General features: G+C 63.4%; 18 protein-coding genes. 10 read left to right on the forward strand and 8 right to left on the reverse strand.

Annotated features, from left to right (window positions below; translation table 11 throughout):
- Nucleotides 1-3: 3 nt before the first annotated feature.
- On the reverse strand, nucleotides 4-681 hold the full coding sequence (locus tag JV18_RS0107080; protein WP_033073957.1) for a Crp/Fnr family transcriptional regulator: 678 nt from the start codon (nucleotides 679-681) through the stop codon (nucleotides 4-6).
- 267 nt (nucleotides 682-948) lie between these two features.
- On the opposite strand from JV18_RS0107080, the gene JV18_RS0107085 reads away from it, so the two are divergent.
- On the forward strand, nucleotides 949-2,322 hold the full coding sequence (locus JV18_RS0107085) for a class II 3-deoxy-7-phosphoheptulonate synthase (RefSeq protein WP_033075071.1): 1,374 nt from the start codon (nucleotides 949-951) through the stop codon (nucleotides 2,320-2,322).
- Between the two features lie 102 nt (nucleotides 2,323-2,424).
- Here the strand turns inward: JV18_RS0107085 and JV18_RS0107090 are convergent, their stop codons facing one another.
- Together JV18_RS0107090 and JV18_RS0107095 are read right to left on the reverse strand one after the other, a co-directional pair.
- The gene (locus JV18_RS0107090; protein WP_235302940.1) at nucleotides 2,425-3,945 is read right to left on the reverse strand and encodes a M28 family peptidase; all 1,521 of its coding nucleotides are present in this window, start codon (nucleotides 3,943-3,945) and stop codon (nucleotides 2,425-2,427) included.
- 111 nt (nucleotides 3,946-4,056) lie between these two features.
- Complete coding sequence (locus tag JV18_RS0107095; RefSeq protein ID WP_033073958.1) at nucleotides 4,057-4,866, reverse strand: HpcH/HpaI aldolase/citrate lyase family protein; 810 nt, start codon at nucleotides 4,864-4,866, stop codon at nucleotides 4,057-4,059.
- Between the two features lie 83 nt (nucleotides 4,867-4,949).
- On the opposite strand from JV18_RS0107095, the gene JV18_RS0107100 reads away from it, so the two are divergent.
- Together JV18_RS0107100 and JV18_RS0107105 are read left to right on the forward strand one after the other, a co-directional pair.
- Nucleotides 4,950-5,873, forward strand: coding sequence for an SPFH domain-containing protein (locus JV18_RS0107100; RefSeq protein ID WP_033073959.1), 924 nt, complete (start codon nucleotides 4,950-4,952; stop codon nucleotides 5,871-5,873).
- Between the two features lies 1 nt (nucleotide 5,874).
- Nucleotides 5,875-6,321 (forward strand): NfeD family protein, encoded by a 447-nt coding sequence (locus tag JV18_RS0107105; RefSeq protein WP_033073960.1) that lies wholly within the window; start codon nucleotides 5,875-5,877, stop codon nucleotides 6,319-6,321.
- 3 nt (nucleotides 6,322-6,324) lie between these two features.
- On the opposite strand, the gene JV18_RS0107110 is transcribed toward JV18_RS0107105, so the two are convergent.
- On the reverse strand, nucleotides 6,325-6,894 hold the full coding sequence (locus JV18_RS0107110; RefSeq protein WP_235302942.1) for a GNAT family N-acetyltransferase: 570 nt from the start codon (nucleotides 6,892-6,894) through the stop codon (nucleotides 6,325-6,327).
- Between the two features lie 269 nt (nucleotides 6,895-7,163).
- Between JV18_RS0107110 and JV18_RS0107115 the strand changes: the two genes are divergently transcribed.
- From JV18_RS0107115 to sppA, 6 genes are all read left to right on the forward strand, one after another.
- Nucleotides 7,164-7,778 (forward strand): TetR/AcrR family transcriptional regulator, encoded by a 615-nt coding sequence (locus JV18_RS0107115; protein ID WP_033073961.1) that lies wholly within the window; start codon nucleotides 7,164-7,166, stop codon nucleotides 7,776-7,778.
- A gap of 179 nt (nucleotides 7,779-7,957) precedes the next feature.
- Entirely contained in the window at nucleotides 7,958-8,998 is a 1,041-nt protein-coding gene (obgE, locus tag JV18_RS0107120; RefSeq protein ID WP_033073962.1) for a GTPase ObgE, read from the forward strand.
- 57 nt (nucleotides 8,999-9,055) lie between these two features.
- Entirely contained in the window at nucleotides 9,056-9,853 is a 798-nt protein-coding gene (locus JV18_RS14655; RefSeq protein WP_052071803.1) for a MipA/OmpV family protein, read from the forward strand.
- Nucleotides 9,854-9,896: 43 nt separating this feature from the next.
- Nucleotides 9,897-11,000 (forward strand): glutamate 5-kinase, encoded by a 1,104-nt coding sequence (gene proB, locus JV18_RS0107130; protein ID WP_033073963.1) that lies wholly within the window; start codon nucleotides 9,897-9,899, stop codon nucleotides 10,998-11,000.
- A gap of 44 nt (nucleotides 11,001-11,044) precedes the next feature.
- Nucleotides 11,045-11,944 (forward strand): NAD-dependent epimerase/dehydratase family protein, encoded by a 900-nt coding sequence (locus tag JV18_RS0107135; RefSeq protein WP_033075075.1) that lies wholly within the window; start codon nucleotides 11,045-11,047, stop codon nucleotides 11,942-11,944.
- A 77-nt stretch (nucleotides 11,945-12,021) separates the two neighbouring features.
- A complete protein-coding gene (gene sppA / locus JV18_RS0107140) occupies nucleotides 12,022-14,007 on the forward strand; it encodes a signal peptide peptidase SppA (protein WP_052071804.1) in 1,986 nt (661 codons plus the stop codon).
- 66 nt (nucleotides 14,008-14,073) lie between these two features.
- On the opposite strand, the gene JV18_RS0107145 is transcribed toward sppA, so the two are convergent.
- Nucleotides 14,074-14,700 (reverse strand): trimeric intracellular cation channel family protein, encoded by a 627-nt coding sequence (locus JV18_RS0107145; protein ID WP_033073964.1) that lies wholly within the window; start codon nucleotides 14,698-14,700, stop codon nucleotides 14,074-14,076.
- Between the two features lie 80 nt (nucleotides 14,701-14,780).
- On the opposite strand from JV18_RS0107145, the gene JV18_RS0107150 reads away from it, so the two are divergent.
- Nucleotides 14,781-15,299, forward strand: coding sequence for a GNAT family N-acetyltransferase (locus JV18_RS0107150; protein WP_033073965.1), 519 nt, complete (start codon nucleotides 14,781-14,783; stop codon nucleotides 15,297-15,299).
- 395 nt (nucleotides 15,300-15,694) lie between these two features.
- On the opposite strand, the gene JV18_RS0107155 is transcribed toward JV18_RS0107150, so the two are convergent.
- From JV18_RS0107155 to odhB, 3 genes are all read right to left on the reverse strand, one after another.
- The gene (locus JV18_RS0107155) at nucleotides 15,695-17,080 is read right to left on the reverse strand and encodes an amidohydrolase (RefSeq protein ID WP_200879075.1); all 1,386 of its coding nucleotides are present in this window, start codon (nucleotides 17,078-17,080) and stop codon (nucleotides 15,695-15,697) included.
- 17 nt (nucleotides 17,081-17,097) lie between these two features.
- On the reverse strand, nucleotides 17,098-18,510 hold the full coding sequence (gene lpdA, locus JV18_RS0107160) for a dihydrolipoyl dehydrogenase (RefSeq protein ID WP_033073966.1): 1,413 nt from the start codon (nucleotides 18,508-18,510) through the stop codon (nucleotides 17,098-17,100).
- Between the two features lie 222 nt (nucleotides 18,511-18,732).
- Nucleotides 18,733-19,962: a 2-oxoglutarate dehydrogenase complex dihydrolipoyllysine-residue succinyltransferase gene (gene odhB, locus JV18_RS0107165; RefSeq protein ID WP_033073967.1), complete on the reverse strand. Its 1,230-nt coding sequence runs from the start codon at nucleotides 19,960-19,962 to the stop codon at nucleotides 18,733-18,735.
- Nucleotides 19,963-19,968 lie beyond the last annotated feature (6 nt).

A 19,968-nucleotide genomic window follows, 5' to 3' on the forward strand; every position in this document is an offset into this window, starting at 1 on the left:
CCGCTATGATAGCGGCCCGCGTTCGCTAAGGCGAGCGTTGCTGCTCGACAATTTTCCCCGCAAGGCGCGCGCAAAGCCTTCGTGCAGGCGTGCCGCCACATCGGGATTGGCCGCCAGATAGGTGCGCAACATCGTGGCGGGAATGAACCAGAGCCGGGCATCCCTGGCCAAGGTCAGTTCAGCGCGGGAGGCTCCCCCCTCCAGCAGCATCGCCTCGCCAATCAAAGCGCCTTCGGCAATCAGCCCCGCATCCTTCCCATCCCGCACCATCGCGGCATCGCCCTCGGCTATGTAAAAAAGCCCCGGCGCCGCCTCTCCGTCGCGAATCAGGAGCTGCCCGCGCCTGGCGCTGATCCATTCGCCCTGGTCGATCAGCCGCCGGGCAGCATCGGGCGACAATTGCGCCAGGTGCGCGCGGCGCATCGCCTCTTCTTCCGGAGAGAAAACCGGGCGCCCCTCGTCCAGCCAGCCTCGCACCAACAGCAGCATATTGGCCGCCGCGATCAGCCCCAGCAGCATCAGCGCTATCACGTCCGGGCCCAAGGCCAGCGCGGGCATCGCAGCCAGCAGCGCGGCGCCGACCAGCCCTAAGCCCAGCGCAGAGACGCGCGCGCCAAGGCTGGCAAGCAGAAGCAGTGCCAGGGCCGCATAGCCGAACCATAGGGAACCGAAGCTCGCCATAGCCAAATCGTCCCGTGTCGCGCCTCCCCACAGAGCCGCAAAAATTTCGTTGTCGATTTGCCCAGCGCCCGGTGCCCGTCCTTCGAAGCACCCAAATCGGCAACAAATTATCATTTTTCGCCAGTCAAGAAAAGCATAGGTGCGAAAAAGTGGCTAAAATGCTAATAATCTCAACGCAGAATGGCGCGCGCATTGCTTCCCCGACCCTTTCGGGCCATGTCCACGCGCGATTCGACGCATTTGGTAGAAATTTGTAGAAGACGGATGATGACGAAAAATTGGCAACCGCACAGCTGGCGCGATTTTGATGCCCGGCAACTTCCCACCTATGGCGATACGGAAAAGCTCGCCCGCGTGGAGCGTGAACTTGCCGATTATCCGCCGCTCGTCTTTGCCGGCGAAGCGCGCGAATTGACCAACGAGCTCGCCCGCGCGGCCGAGGGCAAGGCCTTTTTGCTGCAAGGCGGCGACTGCGCCGAAAGCTTTGCGGAATTTCACCCGAATAATATTCGCGACACTTTCCGTGTGCTTTTGCAAATGGCGGTGGTGCTGACCTTCGCCTCGAAAATGCCGGTGGTGAAGCTTGGCCGCATGGCCGGGCAGTTTGCCAAGCCGCGGTCGGCGGACATGGAAGAGGTGAACGGCACCGAATTGCCGAGCTATCGCGGCGATATCATCAACGATATCGCGTTCGAGGCAGAGGGCCGCGCGCCCGATCCGCAGCGGATGATCAGGGCCTATAACCAGTCGGCGGCCACGCTCAACCTGCTGCGCGCCTTTGCCCATGGCGGCTATGCCAATCTGCATCAGGTCAACGCCTGGACCCATGATTTCATGGACCGCAGCCCCTGGGCGCAGAAATATCAGGAAACCGCCGCGCGCATTTCCGAAGCGCTCGCTTTCATGGAAGCTTGCGGCGTGACCCCCGAAACCGTGCCGCAGATCAAGGGCACCAGCTTTTACACCAGCCACGAAGCGCTGCTGCTCCCCTATGAGCAAGCCCTCACCCGGCAGGACAGCCTGACCGGCGGCTGGTATGACACGTCGGGCCATTTCCTGTGGGTCGGCGACCGCACCCGCTTCGAAGGGTCGGCGCATATCGAATATCTGCGCGGTATCGGCAATCCCATCGGCATGAAATGCGGCCCCAGCCTGGAGGCCGACGCGCTGCTGCGCCTGCTCGACACGCTCAACCCCGATCATGTGCCGGGGCGGATGACGCTGATCACCCGCTATGGCCATGACAAGATCGAGGCGCATCTGCCCAAACTGGTGCGCGCGGTAAAGGAATCGGGTCATCCCGTCGTCTGGTCGTGCGACCCGATGCACGGCAATGTCATCAAGACGGGCAATGGCTATAAAACCCGGCCCTTCGAACGCATCCTCGCCGAAGTGCGCGGTTTCTTCGCCGTTCACCGCGCCGAGGGCACCCATGGCGGCGGCATTCATATCGAAATGACCGGCCAGAATGTCACCGAATGCACCGGCGGGGCGATGGATGTGACCCAGATGGATCTGGCCGACCGCTATCACACCCATTGCGACCCGCGCCTCAACGCGGGCCAAAGCCTCGAACTCGCCTTCCTGCTGGCTGAAATGCTCAATCAGGAAGTGAGCGACCGCGCCCGACAGGCGGCCTGATTCCCGTCGCCCCCGCGAAGGCGGGGGCCGCTGGAAGTCTAAAAAAGCGCCGTCTGGAAAGGCCGACCACGGCCCCCGCCTGCGCGGGGGCGACGAAAGGGCTTAATCCCCCGTCCCCGGCCACCGCTGCTTGTCGGCAAAGGCCCGGCCCAGCGCGACATGCAGATCGGCATCCTCTGCCGCCCCGCCCAGCGGGATCTTGTCCGAAAATTCATCGCCGGGGCCGTGGTAATCATCGCCCAAAAAGGCTTCGAGCAGGGCCATGTCGGAGAAGCTGCCGCCCACCATCAGCGATGCGACGCCCTTGGCGCCCAAGGCCCAGCCGTCCTGACGCTGGACAAAGGGGTCGGCTTCACCATCGCTGTCAATCTTGCGGCCGAGCCGCGTCGCGACTTCGGTGACCAGCGCATCATGGGCGGGGCGCCCGCGTCCGATGGTCGCCACCGGCGTGCCCCGCGGCGAGATCGCCACCGTATCGAGGTTCAACGCCACCGTGATGTCGGACAAGGGCACCGCCGGATGATCGGCGAAATGATAGGCGCCGAGCAGCCCTTTTTCCTCGGCCGTGGTGGCAAGGAAATAAATATCGCGGTCGGGGCGCGGCCCCTTGGCCAGTCGTTTTGCCACTTCGATCAGCACGGCGATGCCGCTCGCATTGTCGACGGCGCCGTTGCAGATACGGTCGGCGGCCCCTTCGGGCGCGCAAAGGCCCAGATGGTCCCAATGCCCCAGGAACAGCACCGCCTTGCCATCGGGGTTGGCGCCGGGAAGGCGGGCGATCACATTATGGCTGTCAAAGGCACGCACCTCGGTCCGCGCGGACAGGTCGGCGGTCAGCGGCAGGGCCGCGCCGCGATAGCCGGGGTCGCTGGCCGCCTGCCGCAATGGGTCCACCGCAAACCCGGCCTGTTTGAACAGCGTATCGGCCGCGGCCTGCGACAGAAAACCGCTGATGGCGGGTTCGCCGCTTTCCTGCACGCGCTCGATGCTGGCAGCGCTCATCGCGCCGCGCAGCCGCTCCCAACCCAGCGCCTCCGGCGCAACGACCAGCACCGCCTTGGCGCCCGCTTCGGCGAGCATCCGGCGCCGCTCGCGATAGCGGGGCAGATCCTTGCCATAGGGCGGATTTTCAAAGAACATGATCGCGGCCTTGCCCGCGACATCGGCGGTCACATTGCCCTCCGCATCGACGCCATAGCCGACAAACATGACCGGCAGATTGTCGAGCGAAGCTTCGGCATCGCGGCTGTTCAGCAACAGACCCTGCGGATCGAGCCTGATCGCCCGTCCCTTGGCGCGAAACTGCGCTTCGCCGCCCAGTGACCGGCTTTCGACCAGCGGCACCGGCTGAAGCCAGGGCGTGTCGCTGCCTTTGACGGGCTCCAGCCCCGCCCGCGCCCATTCGCCGGCAATATAGGCGATGGTGCGATCCTCGCCCGCCGTGCCGGGCGCGCGCCCTTCAAAGGCGTCGCTCGCCAGCACCCGGATATGCGCGGCAAGCTCTGCCTCGGTGATGGGTGTGTCGGCGGCGACGGGAGCAGCAAAAGCGGCGGGGATGGCGGGAACGGCAAGGCCGATCAGGGCGGAAGCCGCCAGCGCGGCTCGAAAGGTCGGTTTCTTCATCCCTCGCCGCATTGCATGATCGCCCCACCCCGGCAAGATGCGTTGGTCGAACGCTCGGCATCGCTGGCCGAGAATATCGCCCCCTTGAGGCGGCTGCCCACGCGGCGATCTTCAGCGGCGGGCGCGTTCGAGCAGCGCGCGCGCCGCGGCGACATGCATGTCCTCGATCATCCGTCCCGCATGACGCTGGGCTCCGCCGGTTGCAGCGGCAACCAGCGCTTCGGCCTCGGCAATCTCGCGCGCATTGGGCGCAAAGGCGCTATTGCAGGGTTCGACCTGCGACGGGTGGATCAGCGTCTTGCCATCGAACCCCAGCCGCCGCCCTTCGGCGGCTTCGGCGGCAAAGCCCGCGGCATCGTCGATCGCATTATAAACCCCGTCAAAACCCCAGACGCCGCCCGCGCGCGCGGCCAGCACAATCGCCTGAATGGCATGGCTCATCGCGCCGCGATCCATCGCGTCGGGAAGCCGCAGCTCATGGGCAAGGTCGTTGAGCCCCGCGATCAGCGCGCGCACCGCCGGGTCAGCGGCAATGTCGCGCGCGGCATAAATGGCCGCCGGGGTCTCGATCATCGCGAACAGCGGCAGGCCGCAGCCGCGCAAGGGATCAAGGTCGGCGGGCCGCTCGACCTTGGGCAGCACCAGCGCATCGAGCGCCAGCCCCGCGATGGCGGCGATATCCTCGGCCTGATGCGCGCTCCCCGTGCCATTGATCCGCACGGCGACCCTCTTTCCTGCAAAGCCCGCCTCCACCGCCGCGCGCATGGCGGTGCGCGCTTCGCGCTTGCGCTCCTGGGGCACCGCATCCTCCAGGTCGATGATGATCATGTCGGCTTTCAGTCCCGGCGCCTTTTCCAGCGCGCGGGCATTGGATGCGGGAACATAAAGGAGCGAACGGGGGGCAATATCGGGCACAAACATATGCTTTTGTCTGGCTTAACCGCGCCTGCCGGGCAATAAGGAAAGCAGGTCGCACCGCTTTATTCTGATTGGGGAGATATATGATGGCCTTCGCTTTGACGCTGGTGGTGCTGGCACTGGTGTTTATCGTGTGGACGCTGACCCCGGTTCGGCAGGGCTATGCCTATACCATCGAACGCTTTGGCCGTTACACGCGCACCGCGCAGCCCGGGCTCAACTTCATCATGCCGATCTTCGACCGCGTCGGACGCAAGGTGAATATGATGGAGCAGGTGCTCGACATTCCGGGGCAGGAAATCATCACCAAGGACAATGCGATGATCGCGGTCGACGGGGTGGTGTTCTTTCAGGTGCTTGACGCCGCCAAGGCCGCCTATGAGGTCAGCGACCTTTATCTCTCGATCATGAACCTGACGACGACCAATCTTCGCACCGTCATGGGGTCGATGGATCTCGACGAAACCCTGTCCAAACGCGATGAAATCAATGCGCGGTTGCTGCATGTCGTCGACGATGCCACCACCCCCTGGGGCGTGAAGATCACCCGCGTCGAGGTCAAGGACATCCGCCCGCCCGCCGACATCTCCAACGCCATGGCCCGCCAGATGAAAGCAGAACGCGAAAAGCGCGCCGCCATCCTCGAAGCCGAAGGGATGCGTGCTTCGGAAATCCTGCGCGCAGAGGGCGAGAAGCAAGGACAGATATTACAGGCCGAAGGGCGCCGCGAAGCCGCATTCCGGGACGCCGAAGCGCGCGAACGCGAGGCCGAAGCCGAAGCCAAGGCAACACAAATGGTGAGCGACGCCATCGCCAATGGCAATGCGCAGGCCATCAACTATTTCATCGCGCAAAAATATGTCGAAGCGGTGGAGCAATTTGCCACCAGCCCCAACAGCAAGACCATCCTCTTCCCCGTCGAGGCGACGCAACTCATTGGGACATTGGGCGGAATCGGTGAACTGGCACGCGACGCCCTTGGCCGTCCGGGAAATCAGGCGGAGAAATAATATGGCAGACAGTCCGTTAGTAATGGCCCCCCACTGGCTCTGGCTATCCCTCGGCGTGCTGCTTGTCGCGATCGAGATTTTGGTGCCGGGCTTTTTTCTGATCTGGCTGGGCACAGCCGCGATCATTACGGGTGCGCTGGTGTGGGTGCTGCCACTGGCCATCCCCGCCCAATTAGGCCTGTTTGCCGTGCTGTCCTTCATCGTTCTCTATGGCGCGCGACACTGGCTTCGTGACAATCCGATCAACAGCAGCGATCCGCATCTCAATCAACGCGCCGGACGACTCGTCGGCGAAATACTGACCGTAACCAAAGCGATTGAGGATGGTCGGGGCCGCGCGAAGGTCGGCGATGGCGAATGGCCGGTCTGCGGACCCGATGCAGCAGCGGGCAGCAAGGTGCGCGTTGTTACCGCAGACGGCGGCGTCCTGGGGGTAGAGCCAGCGTAGCAATCATCCCCCTCGCGGCCGACTATATATCGCCACAATATGCCCGAGCGCATCGCTTTCGCCGATACGCCGAAAGCCGAGTTTCGCCGATACGCGTTCCGAAAGTGCGTTGTCAGGATCAATAATGCAGCGTATCTCTTTGGCGTCCAGATTTTCGTCAGCCCATCCAAGCGCGGCGCGCATCGCCTCGGTGGCATAGCCCGCGCCCCAATGGTCGGCATCAAAGGCCCAGCCGGCCTCCGGCAGATCTTCCAATTCGGGGATACCGCGGCAGAAATAGCTCAGGCCGCCCATGCCGATCAGCTTATCGCTTGTTCGATCAGCGAACACCCAATAGCCAAAGCCCATCACCGGCCATAGCCCCGCCGCTCCCAAAAAGCGCTGCCAACTGGCGTCCGGTGCGCGGGGATCGCCCCCAATGAAGCGCGTGACGCGCGGATCGGCCCACATGGCGATATGCGCCTGCTTGTCTGCAAAACGCTGGGACCGAAGACAGAGACGCTCGGTTTTGAGCATAGGGGCCGCACGGATCATCATCCAGTCATGCCCATCCGGGCTGCCCCGGTCAATCACCTCTCCTCTTCCTTACCTCAAAGGAACATGGAGCTGCCACAGGGGTGCACTGGCGCGGGAAAGGGAAGCATACCCGCCACTGCGACCCCCGGTGTCAGGCGAACGAGACCGCCAACCAAAAGCGTCTTTCTGCCTCAATTTCCGGGCCCGCAGTGCAAGCAGCAAGCTCTGTTGCGGAGGACATAGGTTCACCTTCGCCAAAAAGGGGCGTAAAGGCGCACATAAGAAAGGCCCAAAGGCCTTGGGGTAATAGATAGGAATTACATACAGTGGCAACGATCACCAAGAAGCGGCTCACGCCGGAGGAAAGCCGCTCCGTCGCCTTGGAGGCCGCACGCCTGATACTGATCGAAGCGGGGCCACAGGCCGTCACGCTGAAGGCGGTAGCGGGGCGCATCGACCGCACGCACGCCAATCTTCTCCACCATTTTGGCAGCGCGGCGGGACTGCAAAAGGCACTTGCGGCCTATCTCGCCGAAACAGTCTGCGCGACCATTGGCGAAAAAATGGCATCGACTCCTCCGGGTGAGCGTAATGTGCGCGAGATCGTCGATCTGGCCTTCGATGCTTTTGACGAAGGCGGTGCGGGGGGCCTTGCTTCCTGGATGTTGATGAGCGGCAATGAAGATGCGCTCGACCCGATCATCGAATCAATCCATCGGTTGATCGACGGCATGGCGCCCGATGCACAGGAAAAGAGACTGATGCACGAAGATACGCTGGCCTTGGTGCTGATGGCACTAGGGGATGCGCAGCTGGGCGGACCTATGGCGGCAGCACTTGATCTTCCCCGCGATACAGCCCGTGCATTGGCCGCCGAGTTGATCTCCAACCGCATGGCCGCCTTTTGGGCGGAGCATGGGGGAAAGCCCGTCAACGGATAAGGGTATCGGGGAAAGGCTGCGACGGACTCGCTAATCGCCCACATACTCGCTAAAGCCCCCGCTCTTCATTTCCCGCGCCCCGGCAGAAGCAGTGCAAAATGGCTCGCGGCTGGTCGGCCTCATCGTCGCAGCGCGCCTTCCTACTTCGCTTTTGACGCCCGGCGTCGTAAAGGTCTTCCATGCATTTTCTCGATCAAGCCAAGATTTTCATCAAGTCGGGCGACGGCGGACCCGGCGCCGTCAGCTTCCGGCGCGAGAAATATATTGAATATGGCGGCCCCGACGGCGGCAATGGCGGAAAAGGCGGCGATATCGTCTTCGAAGCGGTCGCCGGGCTGAACACGCTGATCGACTTTCGCTATACGCAGCATTTCAAGGCACGGCGCGGAACCCCCGGCGCGGGACGCGACCGGACCGGTGCGGGCGGCGACGATCTGGTGATCAAGGTGCCCGTGGGCACGCAGATACTTGCCGATGACGACGAACGCAGCTTGCTCGCCGATCTGACCAAAGAAGGGGACCGTGTTGCCTTTCTGCGCGGCGGCGATGGAGGGCGCGGCAACGCCAGCTATAAAAGTTCGACCAATCGCGCACCCCGCCAACATGGGCCGGGCTGGCCGGGCGAGGAAATGTGGGTGTGGCTACGGCTGAAGCTGCTGGCCGATGCCGGCCTGGTCGGCCTGCCGAATGCCGGAAAATCGACCTTCATAAACGCCGTCACCAATGCGCAGGCCAAGGTCGGCGCCTATGCCTTTACCACCACCCGTCCTCAGCTCGGCGTCGTGACGCACAAGGGACAGGAGTTTGTCGTCGCCGATATACCGGGACTGATAGAGGGCGCCGCCGATGGTGCGGGAGTGGGCGACCGATTTCTTGGACATATCGAACGCTGCCGTGTACTTTTGCATCTGGTCGACGCGAATGACGAGGATGTCGGGACAAGCTATCGCATCGTGCGCGACGAGCTAGAAGCTTATGGTGGCGGGCTTTCCGACAAGCCAGTGATCGTGGCACTGAACAAGGTCGACACCCTCGACGAAGAGCTGATCGCCGCTCTGTCAGCCGAGCTGGAAAGTGAAAGTCGCCTGCCGGTGATGGCTCTGTCGGGAGCCAGCGGAACAGGGATAGATGCCGTCCTCGACAAGCTGCTCGAAGCCATTGGCCCGAGTCGAAAGTCGGCCGCAGAAGCGCAGGAAAACGGTGACTGGTCGCCGCTCTGACCGCCAAGAGGGAACGAAAAGCCGCGCCGGGGATATGAGATCTACCAAGGAGTAAGCATGTCCCCCAAAATTATTGTTCGCTCATCGATCGCTGTATTTCTGGTCACAGCGACACCCGCCCCGCTTCATGCTCAGACCGGCGAAGAGGCGCCGATGCGTACCCGTGTGTTTTTGGGGCCGCAGATGACGCCCGAATATCCTGGCTCCAAGGATATGAGTATAGGCCCCTTCCTCGACCTCTCCCGTTCACCTGTCGGCACGCCCATGGAATTTGAAGCGCCCGACGAGAGCGCGGGTTTGGGTCTTTTGGGTGATCATCGTTTTTCTATTGGCCCGGCGGTCAATCTGCTTGGCAAACGCCGCGCCTCCGATACCGATGATATTCTCCCGTCCATCAAACGCAGCATCGAGCTGGGGGGCTTTGTCCAGGCATGGATCACTCCCGAATTTCGCCTCCGCGCCGAAGCCCGCAAAGCGGTGAGCGGGCACAAGGGCTGGAATGGCGATATCGGCGTCGATTATGTTGCACGTGAAGGCGACGATTGGCTTTTGTCCGTCGGGCCCCGCGTCACGCTGGGCGATGCCCAAATGCATCGCACCTATTTCGGCGTAACGCCGAGTGAAGCTGCGGCTTCGGACCTCGACGCCTTTGACCCCGGCGGCGGGATTCGCTCAGTCGGCATGACGGTCGGTTATCTGCACCAGTTCGATCGTCATTGGGGCGTCGCGGGCTATGCGCGCTATGACCGGCTGGTCGGCGACGCCGCCTCTTCGCCTGTCACCCGCAGCTTTGGCACACGCAGCCAGCCGTCGGCCGGTATTGCGCTCAGCTACACCTTCGGCGGCGCGCGATAAGCTTGGCATTGGCGCGGACGACGTCCCGCGCTATCGGCGGGACATGTTGTTCGCGCCCGCCACCTGTTCCCGGCTGATCGTCAAAATCGGATCGGCGCTGCTTGTCGATGACAGCGGCGCGGTCCGGGCCGACTGGCTTGCCGGAATCGCCGCCGATATCGCCCTTCGCGCCCAAAGCGGCCAGCAAATCGCTGTGGTTTCCTCCGGCGCTATCGCGCTCGGCGCGCGAAAACTCGGCCTGTCCAAAGGGGGGCGCGCCAGTCTGGAAGATGCGCAGGCGGCGGCGGCGACAGGGCAGATTGCGCTCAGCCGCGTCTGGGCCGATGTTTTGGGCGCCGAGGGACTGACGGCCGCCCAGATACTCGTGACACTGGACGATCTGGAACATCGCCGCCGCTATCTGAACGCCGCCGCAACGCTCAATCGCTTGCTGGGTCTGGGCGTTGTGCCGGTGATCAACGAAAATGACAGCGTCGCGACTGAGGAAATTCGTTTCGGCGACAATGACCGGCTGGCGGCTCGGGTTGCACAAGCCGCGGGGGCACAGGGCGTCCTGTTGCTTTCCGACATTGACGGGCTTTACGACCGTAATCCTGCCCAGCCCGGCGCCCGCCACATTGAGCGGATTGAGCGGATCGACGCCGTGGTTGAGGCGATGGCGGACACGGGATCGGCATCGGGGATGGGATCCGGCGGCATGGTGTCCAAAATCGCCGCCGCACGTATCGCCAATGCAGCGGGAGCCCATCTCGCCATTGCATCGGGCCGGGTCGAACGGCCCCTGTCCACAGCGGCGCGGCACAGCTTGTTCGTTGCCGATAAAAGCGCCGGCGCACGCAAGGCTTGGCTCGCGGGCGGACTGACCGCCAAAGGGCGGCTGACCATCGACGCGGGCGCAGTCAAGGCGTTACGCGGCGGAGCCAGCCTGCTCGCCGCCGGGGTTCGCGCCGCCAGCGGCGATTTCGCACGCGGCGATATTCTCGATATCGCTGATCCAGATGACCGCGTTATCGCACGCGGCCTGTCCGAATATCCCGCCGTCGATGCCGCCGCCATATTGGGGCTGGGACGCGAAGCGCAGGCTGCAGCGCTTGGCTATGCTCCGCGCAGTGCAGTGGTGCACCGCGACCATATGGTGCTGCTGTGACCATCCTGCCGCCCGATCAGGCGCCCCCCCCGCCCATCCTCGCGATGACCGGCGCCACTGGCTTTGTGGGCCGGGCATCGCTGACCCGGGCGCTTGCGACGGGCTGGCAGGTGCGCGCCCTCACTCGGCGGCCACAGCCCGCACGCAAGGGGGTGACATGGATTTCGGGCGCGCTCGACCAGCCTGACAGTCTGGCAGAAATGGTTGCAGGCGCCGATGTGGTGCTGCACATCGCGGGGGTGGTCAACGTCCCCGACCGCGCTGCTTTTGAAGCGGGCAATGCCGTGGCGACGAGCCATGTCGTCGATGCCGCACGGACAGCGGGAACCAGCCGTTTTGTCCATGTGTCTTCACTCGCCGCGCGCGAGCCCGATCTATCGAACTATGGCTGGTCCAAAGCGCGCGCCGAGACGGTGGTGCGAGCAAGCGGGCTAGACTGGACTATTGTGCGGCCGCCTGCCGTGTTCGGCCCCGGCGACACCGAAATGCTCGACCTGTTCCGCATGGCACGACGCGGCATTGCCCTGCTGCCGCCCACTGGTCGCATGTCCGCGATTTATGTCGAGGAGCTGGCGCGCCTGCTCGTCGCTCTCTGCGGCGACCGCTATGCGAGCATCGGCGCGACCTATGAGGTCGACGATGGCCACCCCGGCGGATGGTCGCACCGCGCCTTTGCCCAGGAAATTGGCCGCGCCGTTGGGCGCCGCCATGTGTCAACGCTCGCTATCCCGACGCTGCTACTCAAGGCAGGAGGGCGCATCGACAAGGCGCTGCGGCGGAGCGGCGCCAAGCTGACCCCCGACCGCGCGCGCTATATCGCCCATCCCGATTGGACCGCAGGCCCCGATGCTGCGCCTCCTCCTGAACTATGGAGGCCGGAAATAAGCACGCGCGATGCACTTGCTGAAACGGTGCGATGGTATCGCCGCGAAAAATGGCTGTGACGCCGCCGGTGGAAAAGATTGGTCCGCCGGTCGATCCACCAATTGCCAAACTAGCACGCGCCTCCTAATTTGCGGCAATGACGGACAATAGCGCACTCCCTCCCAAGGATTCCACCGGCCCCTGGGCCATTCCGCTGCGGAACACCGGTTCCAAAAACGAGAAGAACGGAACCGCCACTAGCTTTCCGCGCAAAATATGGCGACTTCTCGTTGGGATAAAGGACGGGCTGGCGCTGGTTTTTCTGCTTTTGTTTTTCATCGCTTTATTCGCCCTTTTGACCGGGCGACCCAATGCGGCGTTGCCGGTGGACGAAGGTGCGCTGCTTGTCGAGCTGGACGGCATTCTGACTGAACAGCCGGCCGAGATCGACCCGCTGACCGCTGTGTCGGGCAGTGACCCTTTGCGTGAAATTCGCGTACGCGATGTGGTCCATGCACTCGAAACGGCCGCGACCGACCAACGCGTCAAAGCGGTCGTGCTTGACCTCGACCGCTTTCTTGGCGGCGGACAGGTCTCGCTTTCGGAGGTTGGGGAAGCCATCGACAAGGTGCGTGCCGCGAAGAAGCCGGTGCTGGCCTTTGCCACCGGCTATAGCACCGACAGCTATCAACTGGCCGCCCATGCGAACGAAGTGTGGACCGATCCCATTGGCGGCGTTGCCGTTGCGGGGCCCGGCGGATCGCGCCTTTACTACAAAGGGCTGATGGACCGGTTGGGCGTTACCGCGAACATCTATCGCGTCGGCACTTTCAAAAGCGCGGTCGAGCCTTTCCTGCGCAGCGACCAATCGCCCGAGGCGAAAGAAGCCAATGTCGCTTATGCCAGCGTCCTGTGGGACAATTGGCTTGAGGACGTGAAAACGGCGCGCAAGGCCGCCAAGATTGAGCCTTTCCTCGCCGATACCGCAGGCGCTGTGACAGCGGCGGGTAATGATCTCAGCAAGGCATCACTGGATGCCGGGCTGGTCGACAAGGTTGGCAGCCGCATGGCGTTCGAACGCCGCGTGGCCGAAATTGCGGGTGTCGCCGATGACAGTCGCCCTTGGGAATATAAAGCGATTCCGCTGCAAAACTGGGTCGCGGCCAACCCGCCGGAAATGCCCGGTGAGACCATCGCCGTGGTCCCGGTGGTAGGCGAGATCATCGACGGCGAAGCCACAGGCGGCACGGCGGGCGGGGAAACTATCGCCGGGCATATCCTCGACGCCGTCGCTGACGACGGCGTGAAGGCCATCGTGCTGCGCGTCGATTCGCCCGGCGGATCGGTCACGGCATCGGAAGAGATCCGCCAGGCGCTGCTCGCGGCCAAGGCGAAGAAACTGCCCGTGGTCGTTTCCATGGCCAATGTCGCGGCGTCGGGCGGTTATTGGGTATCTACCCCCGCCGACCGCATTTTTGCCGAGCCCGATACGATTACGGGTTCGATCGGCGTTTTCGGAATTTTGCCGAGCTTTGAAAAGACGCTCGCCAATATCGGTGTGACCACCGACGGCATAGCCACCACGCCCTTGTCGGGACAGCCGGACATTTTGGGCGGGGTGAACAGCGAGTTTAATCAGCTTGCTCAGGCGAGCGTCGAAGACATCTATAATCGCTTCACCGGGCTGGTCGCCAAGAGCCGCAAGCAGCCGCTGGAAAAAGTGCAGCAGATCGCCGAAGGGCGCGTCTGGGCAGGTGGAACGGCGCATCAACTGGGGCTGGTGGACCAGTTCGGCGGCCTGTCCGACGCGCTTGCCGACGCTGCCAAGCGGGCTGGCATCAAGGGCGAATATCACGCCAAATATTTTGAGGACGAGCCAAGCGAATTTTCCAAGATGCTGGCCCAGTGGATGGGCGGCGAACAGGAAGAAACCGCCACCGCCCCGCGGGGCTGGTTTGGCCTGGCGGCGATGAACCGCCAGCTCACCGAACGGCGGGTGATCGCCGATATCGCGCTGCTTACCCGCAGCGGATCGATCCAGGCCGCCTGCCTCGATTGCCGCGCCTATCGCCCTGCTACTCCCCGGAGCGCGGGGGCGGAGAATAAGGCCTGGGTTACAGCGCTTGCGACTCTGTTGCGGTAGGATCGCACCGGATCTGGGTCGCGCGGCGGTGCCGTGCCCCTGGGCCCAGGCTATTGCTGTGCGGTGTCAGGCGCCATGGGTCTGGTCATAGGTGGGCAATCCCAAATGCCAGCGGATCGCCGCCCCGCGCAGCGCAAAGCCGGCGAGCGCGCCGGTCACGGCGGCAATGGGAGTGCCCGCGCCGAGCCATAGCAGCAGCAGATAGAGGCTGGAGGCGAGCGCGGCGGCGGTGACGTAGATTTCCGGGCGCATGATGATCGACGGTGCACCGGCCAGAACGTCGCGGATAATCCCGCCGACACAGCCGGTGATAATCCCCATCAAAAGCGCGGGAACAACGGGAACGCCCCACGCCATCGCCTTGGCGGTGCCGAAAACCGCATAGCAGGCGAGACCGACGGCATCGGCCCACTCGAGAAGCTGGCCCTGCCACCAGCGTTCGGGGGTGAACCAGACGATCAAAGCCATGCCGATGCAGACGACCGCAACCGCGCCGTCCTGCACCCAGAAAACGGGTGCGCCGATGAGCAGATCGCGCACGCTGCCGCCGCCGACGCCGGTGAGCAGCGCAAAGAAGCTGGCAGTCACGAGCGTCTGGCGCATCCGCACGGCCATCAATGCGCCAGAGAGCGCGAAAACGCCAATGCCCGCAAGATCGATAATGCCAACAAAGGGAGTGAGATCGGGAATCATGGCGAGCGCTATACTGCCAAATCCGGTGACTGTCGCGTGGTGGTGACAAGGGGTGGCCGCTCTGGCAAGTGGGGACCATTATGGCTCAATCCCCCTCCCCCCAGCAGCGGCCCCAATGGCGGCTGATGCGTGTCAGCGACCTTGATGATGTCGTGGTCATCGCCGATGCCGTTCACGGCCCCGCCTATAGCGAGGAGCGGCCCGCTTTCGCCGAACGGTTGGCGCTCTATCCCAGCGGCTGCCGGATGCTCGAACGCGATGGCACGCCGCTTGGCTATCTGATTTCCCACCCCTGGCACCGCGCCACACCGCCTGCGCTCAACGAGGTTTTGGGGGCGATTCCGGCGGATGCCGATACATTTTACCTGCATGATATCGCGCTGCTTCCCGCGACGCGGGGGAGCGGCGCGGGGGCCGAGGCGGTGGCGCATGTCGTGGCGTGCGCCCGGGCGGAAGCCTTGGGCGAGATCGGCTTGATCGCGGTCGCCGGGGCCGACAGCTATTGGGAGCGGCAGGGCTTTGCCCGCCTGTCCCCCTATCCCGCCTATGGCCCCGAATGCTGGCTGATGCGGCGGATTGTCGAGGACGATGAGGCCTGATTTTCAGCAAGGGCGGAAGTTGGCGAAAGTACCACGCAGCGTCACCTAGGGCTGGCAAGCAGCTTGGTATAATATTGTTATTATTCAATAAGTTAAATGGAATTCTATGTCTCTCACGGTCGTTTTTGCGGCGATAAGTTGAAAGGGATGGCGACGGGGGGACTTCCCTTTGCTGCTGCGTCCGTAAAGGCCCGTTGTGCGGCCGGCGAAAGTCGGCGGCGTGGGCATTGCCTGTGGGGCGGATAGCTGGAGATTGCTTCGGCGCCCGGGCGGGGCCGGGCTTCTCGCAATGACGAGGGTGGTGGCCGCCGGGGTTGGGGTCATTTTTGGCGGTCGGAGACAGGCTCCCGCCTGCGCCGGAGCCCCTAGATTTGCGTCTTCAAATATCCCCTGGCCTAGCCAGCGTCTGGGCGCACGCCTCCGATGATGGACAGGGTGATCGCGGTCACCGCGTTACGGATCGCCGGGTCGGCATTGGGCGCGAAAAAGGGCGAGTGATTGGTCGGGGTCGCCTCCCCCTTTTCCTTGAGTGCCGCGAGCGCCGCCGGATCATATCCGCCGATACCGAAAAAGAGCGACGGCACCCCTGCGTCTACATATTCCGAGAAATCCTCGCTTCCCGACAAGGGAGCCGCATCGGCGGGGGCAAAGATCAGCCCCGAACCGAACACGGGTTTCAGCAGCTCTGCGCCCGCCGTGGCCATGGCGCGATCATTGACCAGCACGCCGGTGCCGCCCAGATAGTCGATCGTCGGATCGGGGGCCGCACCCATTTGTGCCGCCGCCTTGGCCGCGCGGATGGTGCCGCCCTTGAGCAAATCGCGCACATCCTGGGCCTGCGAGCGGAGATTGACCTTCACCTCGGCGCTGTCGGGGATGATGTTCGGCGCGCTGCCCGCATTGATCGCGCCGATGGTGAGCACGCCAAAGGCCGCGGGATTTTTTTCGCGGCTGATCACCGTTTGCACATCGGTCACAAAGCGCGCCGCCATTGGAATGGGGTCGATGGTCGCGGCGGGCATCGAGCCATGACCACCGCGCCCGTGAAAAGTGATGGCATAGCTGTCCGATGCCGAAGTGGTCGGCCCCGATTTGATCACAACGCTGCCCGCCGGAAGATTGCTGACATGCGCAGCAAAGCCGAAATCGGGCTTGGGAAAACGGGTCAGCAATCCGTCATCAAGCATCGCGCGGGCGCCCTGAAGCGTTTCTTCCGCCGGTTGCCCAATCAGCACCACCGTGCCCGACCAGCTGTCGCGCAGCGCCGACAGGGCGCGGGCCACGCCGACCAGATAGGCGACATGGGTGTCATGGCCGCAGGCGTGCATCACCGCCGTTTCACGCCCTTCATAGGTGGCGCGCGCTTTGCTGGCCCAGGCGAGGCCGGTCTTTTCCTCCATCGGCAGGCCGTCCATATCGGCGCGGACCAGGATGGTGGGGCCTTCGCCGTTGCGAAGCACACCCACAACGCCCATGCCGCCAACCTTTTCGGTGACGGTAAAGCCGGCCTTGCGAAGTTCCCTGGCAAGAAGACCTGCGGTGCGGACTTCCTGCATCGCCAGTTCGGGATGCGCATGGATATCCTTGTACAGCGCCTCCAGCGAGGGATACTCTCGGTCGAGGAGCGCAGTCAGTCGCTGGTTGACGGCGGCGATATCGGGGGTGGCGGAAGCAGCCGCCATCGGGGCAACCGGCGCGGCCTGCGCCGGGGCGATTGCCGATCCGAAGAGGAGAGAAAGGGACAGCGAAACCGTCCCCAAGAGCCGATGTTTCGCCGTCATATCCTTTTCCCTTAATCTTATATGTGAATGGGTTTGCCTGTCACCGCCATGGCCGCTTCCTTCACCGCTTCGCTATGTGTCGGATGGGCATGGCAGGTATAGGCGATATCCTCGCTGGTCGCGCCAAACTCCATCGCTTGCGCGGCCTGGGCGATCATCGTGCCCGCAACGCTGGCGATACACCAGACGCCCAGCACGCGGTCGCTTTTGGCGTCGGCGATCACCTTTACGAAACCATCGGGTTCGTGATTGGTCTTAGCGCGGCTGTTTGCCATCATCGGGAATTTGCCGACCTTGACCGCCGCCTTGTCGCCGCCCGCCTTTTCAATCGCTTGTTCCTCGCTGAGGCCGACGCCGGCGATTTCCGGGAAGGTATAGACGACCGAGGGGATGACATCATGGTTCACGATGCCGGTCAACCCCGCGATATTTTCAGCGCAGGCAATGCCTTCATCTTCGGCCTTGTGCGCGAGCATCGGGCCGGGGACGACGTCGCCGATCGCCCAGATGCCATCGACCGTCGTGCGGAAATCATGGTCGGTTTCGATCTGGCCGCGCTGGTTGACCGTCAGCCCCGCCTTGTCGAGCGCGAGGCCATCGGTGTTCGGCTTGCGCCCGATCGACACGAGCACCACATCGGCCTCGAGCGTTTCCGCCTCGCCGCCGGCCGCCGGCTCGAGGGTGAGCACCGCCTTCTTGCCCTTCACCTCGGCCTTGGTCACCTTGGTCTTGAGCTTAAATTCGACACCCTGCTTCTTGAAAATCCTGTTCGCTTCCTTGCGAACATCGGCGTCCATGCCGGGCAGGATCTGGTCGAGATATTCGACGCAGGTGACCTTGGCGCCAAGGCGGCGCCAGACGCTTCCGAGTTCGAGGCCGATCACGCCGCCGCCGATGACGACCATGTGGCCCGGCACCTTTGCCAGTTCGAGAGCGCCAGTCGAATCGACGATGATCTGCTTGTCATTGTCGACCTCGACGCCCGGAAGGGGCGTCACCGACGATCCCGTCGCGATGATGATATTCTTGGCGCGATAAGTCTTGCCCGCGACCTCGACGCTGTCCTTCGACGTGAATTGGGCATAGCCCTTCAGCCAGTCGACCTTGTTCTTCTTGAACAGAAATTCGATCCCGCCGGTCAGGCCCTTGACTGCATCCTTGCGCTGGCCGTGCATGGTGGGCAGGTCAAGCTCGGGCTTTACCTTGATGCCCATCGCCGCCATCGCGCCGCCCGCCGCCGCTTCGAAATATTCGGACGCGTGGAGCATCGCCTTTGACGGAATGCAGCCCACGTTGAGGCAAGTGCCGCCCAGCGTCTCGCGCCCTTCGGCGCACGCGGTCTTGAGCCCCAGCTGCGCCGCGCGGATCGCCGCGACATAACCGCCGGGACCGGCACCGATGACAAGGACGTCGTAGTCGTAATCAGCCATAACTCACTTCCATGGATTGTCCCGGATCATAGCGTAAGTGCCGCGCCACATCTCCGGTTCTGGATAACGTCGAACGTAATCGTCAGCAGCATGATCATTCAATGCGCTGAAAAATTATAGAACATATCCCAAAACAACTTTCCCTGCCCCTTACGCCAGCCAACTGACCCCGCCGGAATCTCGGTAAAAGCTAGCCAAGGGGGATTGAGTTCGTCGTTCACGTTACAAATCAATCAGCAGCCGCGTCGGGTCCTCGATCGCTTCCTTGATCGTCTTGAGGAAGGTCACCGCTTCGCGGCCGTCGATCAGGCGGTGATCATAGCTGAGCGCCAGATACATCATCGGACGCACGACGACCTCGCCGTTCACCACCACGGCACGGTCCTCGATGCGGTGGAGACCCAGCACCGCCGACTGCGGCGGGTTGATGATCGGGGTCGACATCAGCGATCCGAAAACGCCGCCGTTCGAAATGGTGAAGGTGCCGCCGGACATATCGTCCATCGTCAGCTTGCCTTCCTTGGCGCGCTTGCCGAAATCGCCGATCGTCTTTTCAATCTCGGCAAAGCTCAGCGCTTCGGCGTTGCGGATGACCGGAACGACCAGGCCGCTGGGGCCGCTGACCGCGACCGAAATGTCCATATAATTATGATAGACGATTTCATCGCCGTCGATCTGGCCGTTGACCGCCGGAATATCCTTGAGCGCGAGGCAGGCCGCCTTGGTGAAAAAGCCCATGAAGCCGAGGCGCACGCCATGCTTCTTTTCGAACAGATCCTTGTAGCGGGTGCGCGCCTCAATCACCGCCGACATGTCGACGTCATTGAAAGTGGTCAGCATCGCCGCCGTGTCCTGCGCGGACTTGAGCCGCTTGGCGATGGTCTGGCGCAGGCGGGTCATCTTGACGCGCTCTTCCTGGCGGCCCGGCGCGGCAGAGGCCGCGGCGGGGGCGTCGGCCGCTTTGGCCGCGGGCGCAGCGGCAGCCTCGGGCGCATTATTGGCGGCGGCCAGCACATCTTCCTTGGTCAGGCGGCCATCCTTGCCGCTGCCCTTGATCTTCGTGGGGTCGAGGCCATGCTCGAGGACGAGGCGGCGCACTGCGGGCGACATGGTCGTCACCGTATCAACGCTGGCTTCGCTGGCCGCAGCGGATGCGGGGGCGGCGGCTTCGGCCTTGGCGGCAGGGGCGGCTGCGGGAGCGGCAGCCTTTCCATTACCGGCTTCAATCGTCGCGATGACTGCGCCGACATTCACCGTATCGCCAACGGCAACAATCTGCTGCCCCATGACGCCGGCGACGGGCGAGGGAACCTCGACCGCGACCTTGTCGGTTTCCAGGCTGGCAATGGGTTCATCGACGGCGACCGCGTCGCCCGGCTGCTTCAGCCATTCGCCGATGGTGGCTTCGGTCACGCTTTCGCCCAGGGTGGGGACTTTGACTTCGGTGCTCATAATCAG

Origin of the sequence: Sphingopyxis sp. MWB1 (assembly GCF_000763945.1) — a bacterium.
Classification (GTDB): domain Bacteria; phylum Pseudomonadota; class Alphaproteobacteria; order Sphingomonadales; family Sphingomonadaceae; genus Sphingopyxis.

Bases quoted from the DNA above. Each gene is read 5' to 3' on its own strand.
- JV18_RS0107080 (WP_033073957.1), bottom strand. From the start codon at position 681: ATGGCGAGCTTCGGTTCCCTATGGTTCGGCTATGCGGCCCTGGCACTG.
- JV18_RS0107085 (WP_033075071.1), top strand. From the start codon at position 949: ATGACGAAAAATTGGCAACCGCACAGCTGGCGCGATTTTGATGCCCGG.
- JV18_RS0107090 (WP_235302940.1), bottom strand. From the start codon at position 3,945: ATGAAGAAACCGACCTTTCGAGCCGCGCTGGCGGCTTCCGCCCTGATC.
- JV18_RS0107095 (WP_033073958.1), bottom strand. From the start codon at position 4,866: ATGTTTGTGCCCGATATTGCCCCCCGTTCGCTCCTTTATGTTCCCGCA.
- JV18_RS0107100 (WP_033073959.1), top strand. From the start codon at position 4,950: ATGGCCTTCGCTTTGACGCTGGTGGTGCTGGCACTGGTGTTTATCGTG.
- JV18_RS0107105 (WP_033073960.1), top strand. From the start codon at position 5,875: ATGGCAGACAGTCCGTTAGTAATGGCCCCCCACTGGCTCTGGCTATCC.
- obgE (WP_033073962.1), top strand. From the start codon at position 7,958: ATGCATTTTCTCGATCAAGCCAAGATTTTCATCAAGTCGGGCGACGGC.
- JV18_RS14655 (WP_052071803.1), top strand. From the start codon at position 9,056: ATGTCCCCCAAAATTATTGTTCGCTCATCGATCGCTGTATTTCTGGTC.
- proB (WP_033073963.1), top strand. From the start codon at position 9,897: ATGTTGTTCGCGCCCGCCACCTGTTCCCGGCTGATCGTCAAAATCGGA.
- JV18_RS0107135 (WP_033075075.1), top strand. From the start codon at position 11,045: ATGACCGGCGCCACTGGCTTTGTGGGCCGGGCATCGCTGACCCGGGCG.
- sppA (WP_052071804.1), top strand. From the start codon at position 12,022: ATGACGGACAATAGCGCACTCCCTCCCAAGGATTCCACCGGCCCCTGG.
- JV18_RS0107145 (WP_033073964.1), bottom strand. From the start codon at position 14,700: ATGATTCCCGATCTCACTCCCTTTGTTGGCATTATCGATCTTGCGGGC.
- JV18_RS0107150 (WP_033073965.1), top strand. From the start codon at position 14,781: ATGGCTCAATCCCCCTCCCCCCAGCAGCGGCCCCAATGGCGGCTGATG.
- JV18_RS0107155 (WP_200879075.1), bottom strand. From the start codon at position 17,080: ATGACGGCGAAACATCGGCTCTTGGGGACGGTTTCGCTGTCCCTTTCT.
- lpdA (WP_033073966.1), bottom strand. From the start codon at position 18,510: ATGGCTGATTACGACTACGACGTCCTTGTCATCGGTGCCGGTCCCGGC.
- odhB (WP_033073967.1), bottom strand. From the start codon at position 19,962: ATGAGCACCGAAGTCAAAGTCCCCACCCTGGGCGAAAGCGTGACCGAA.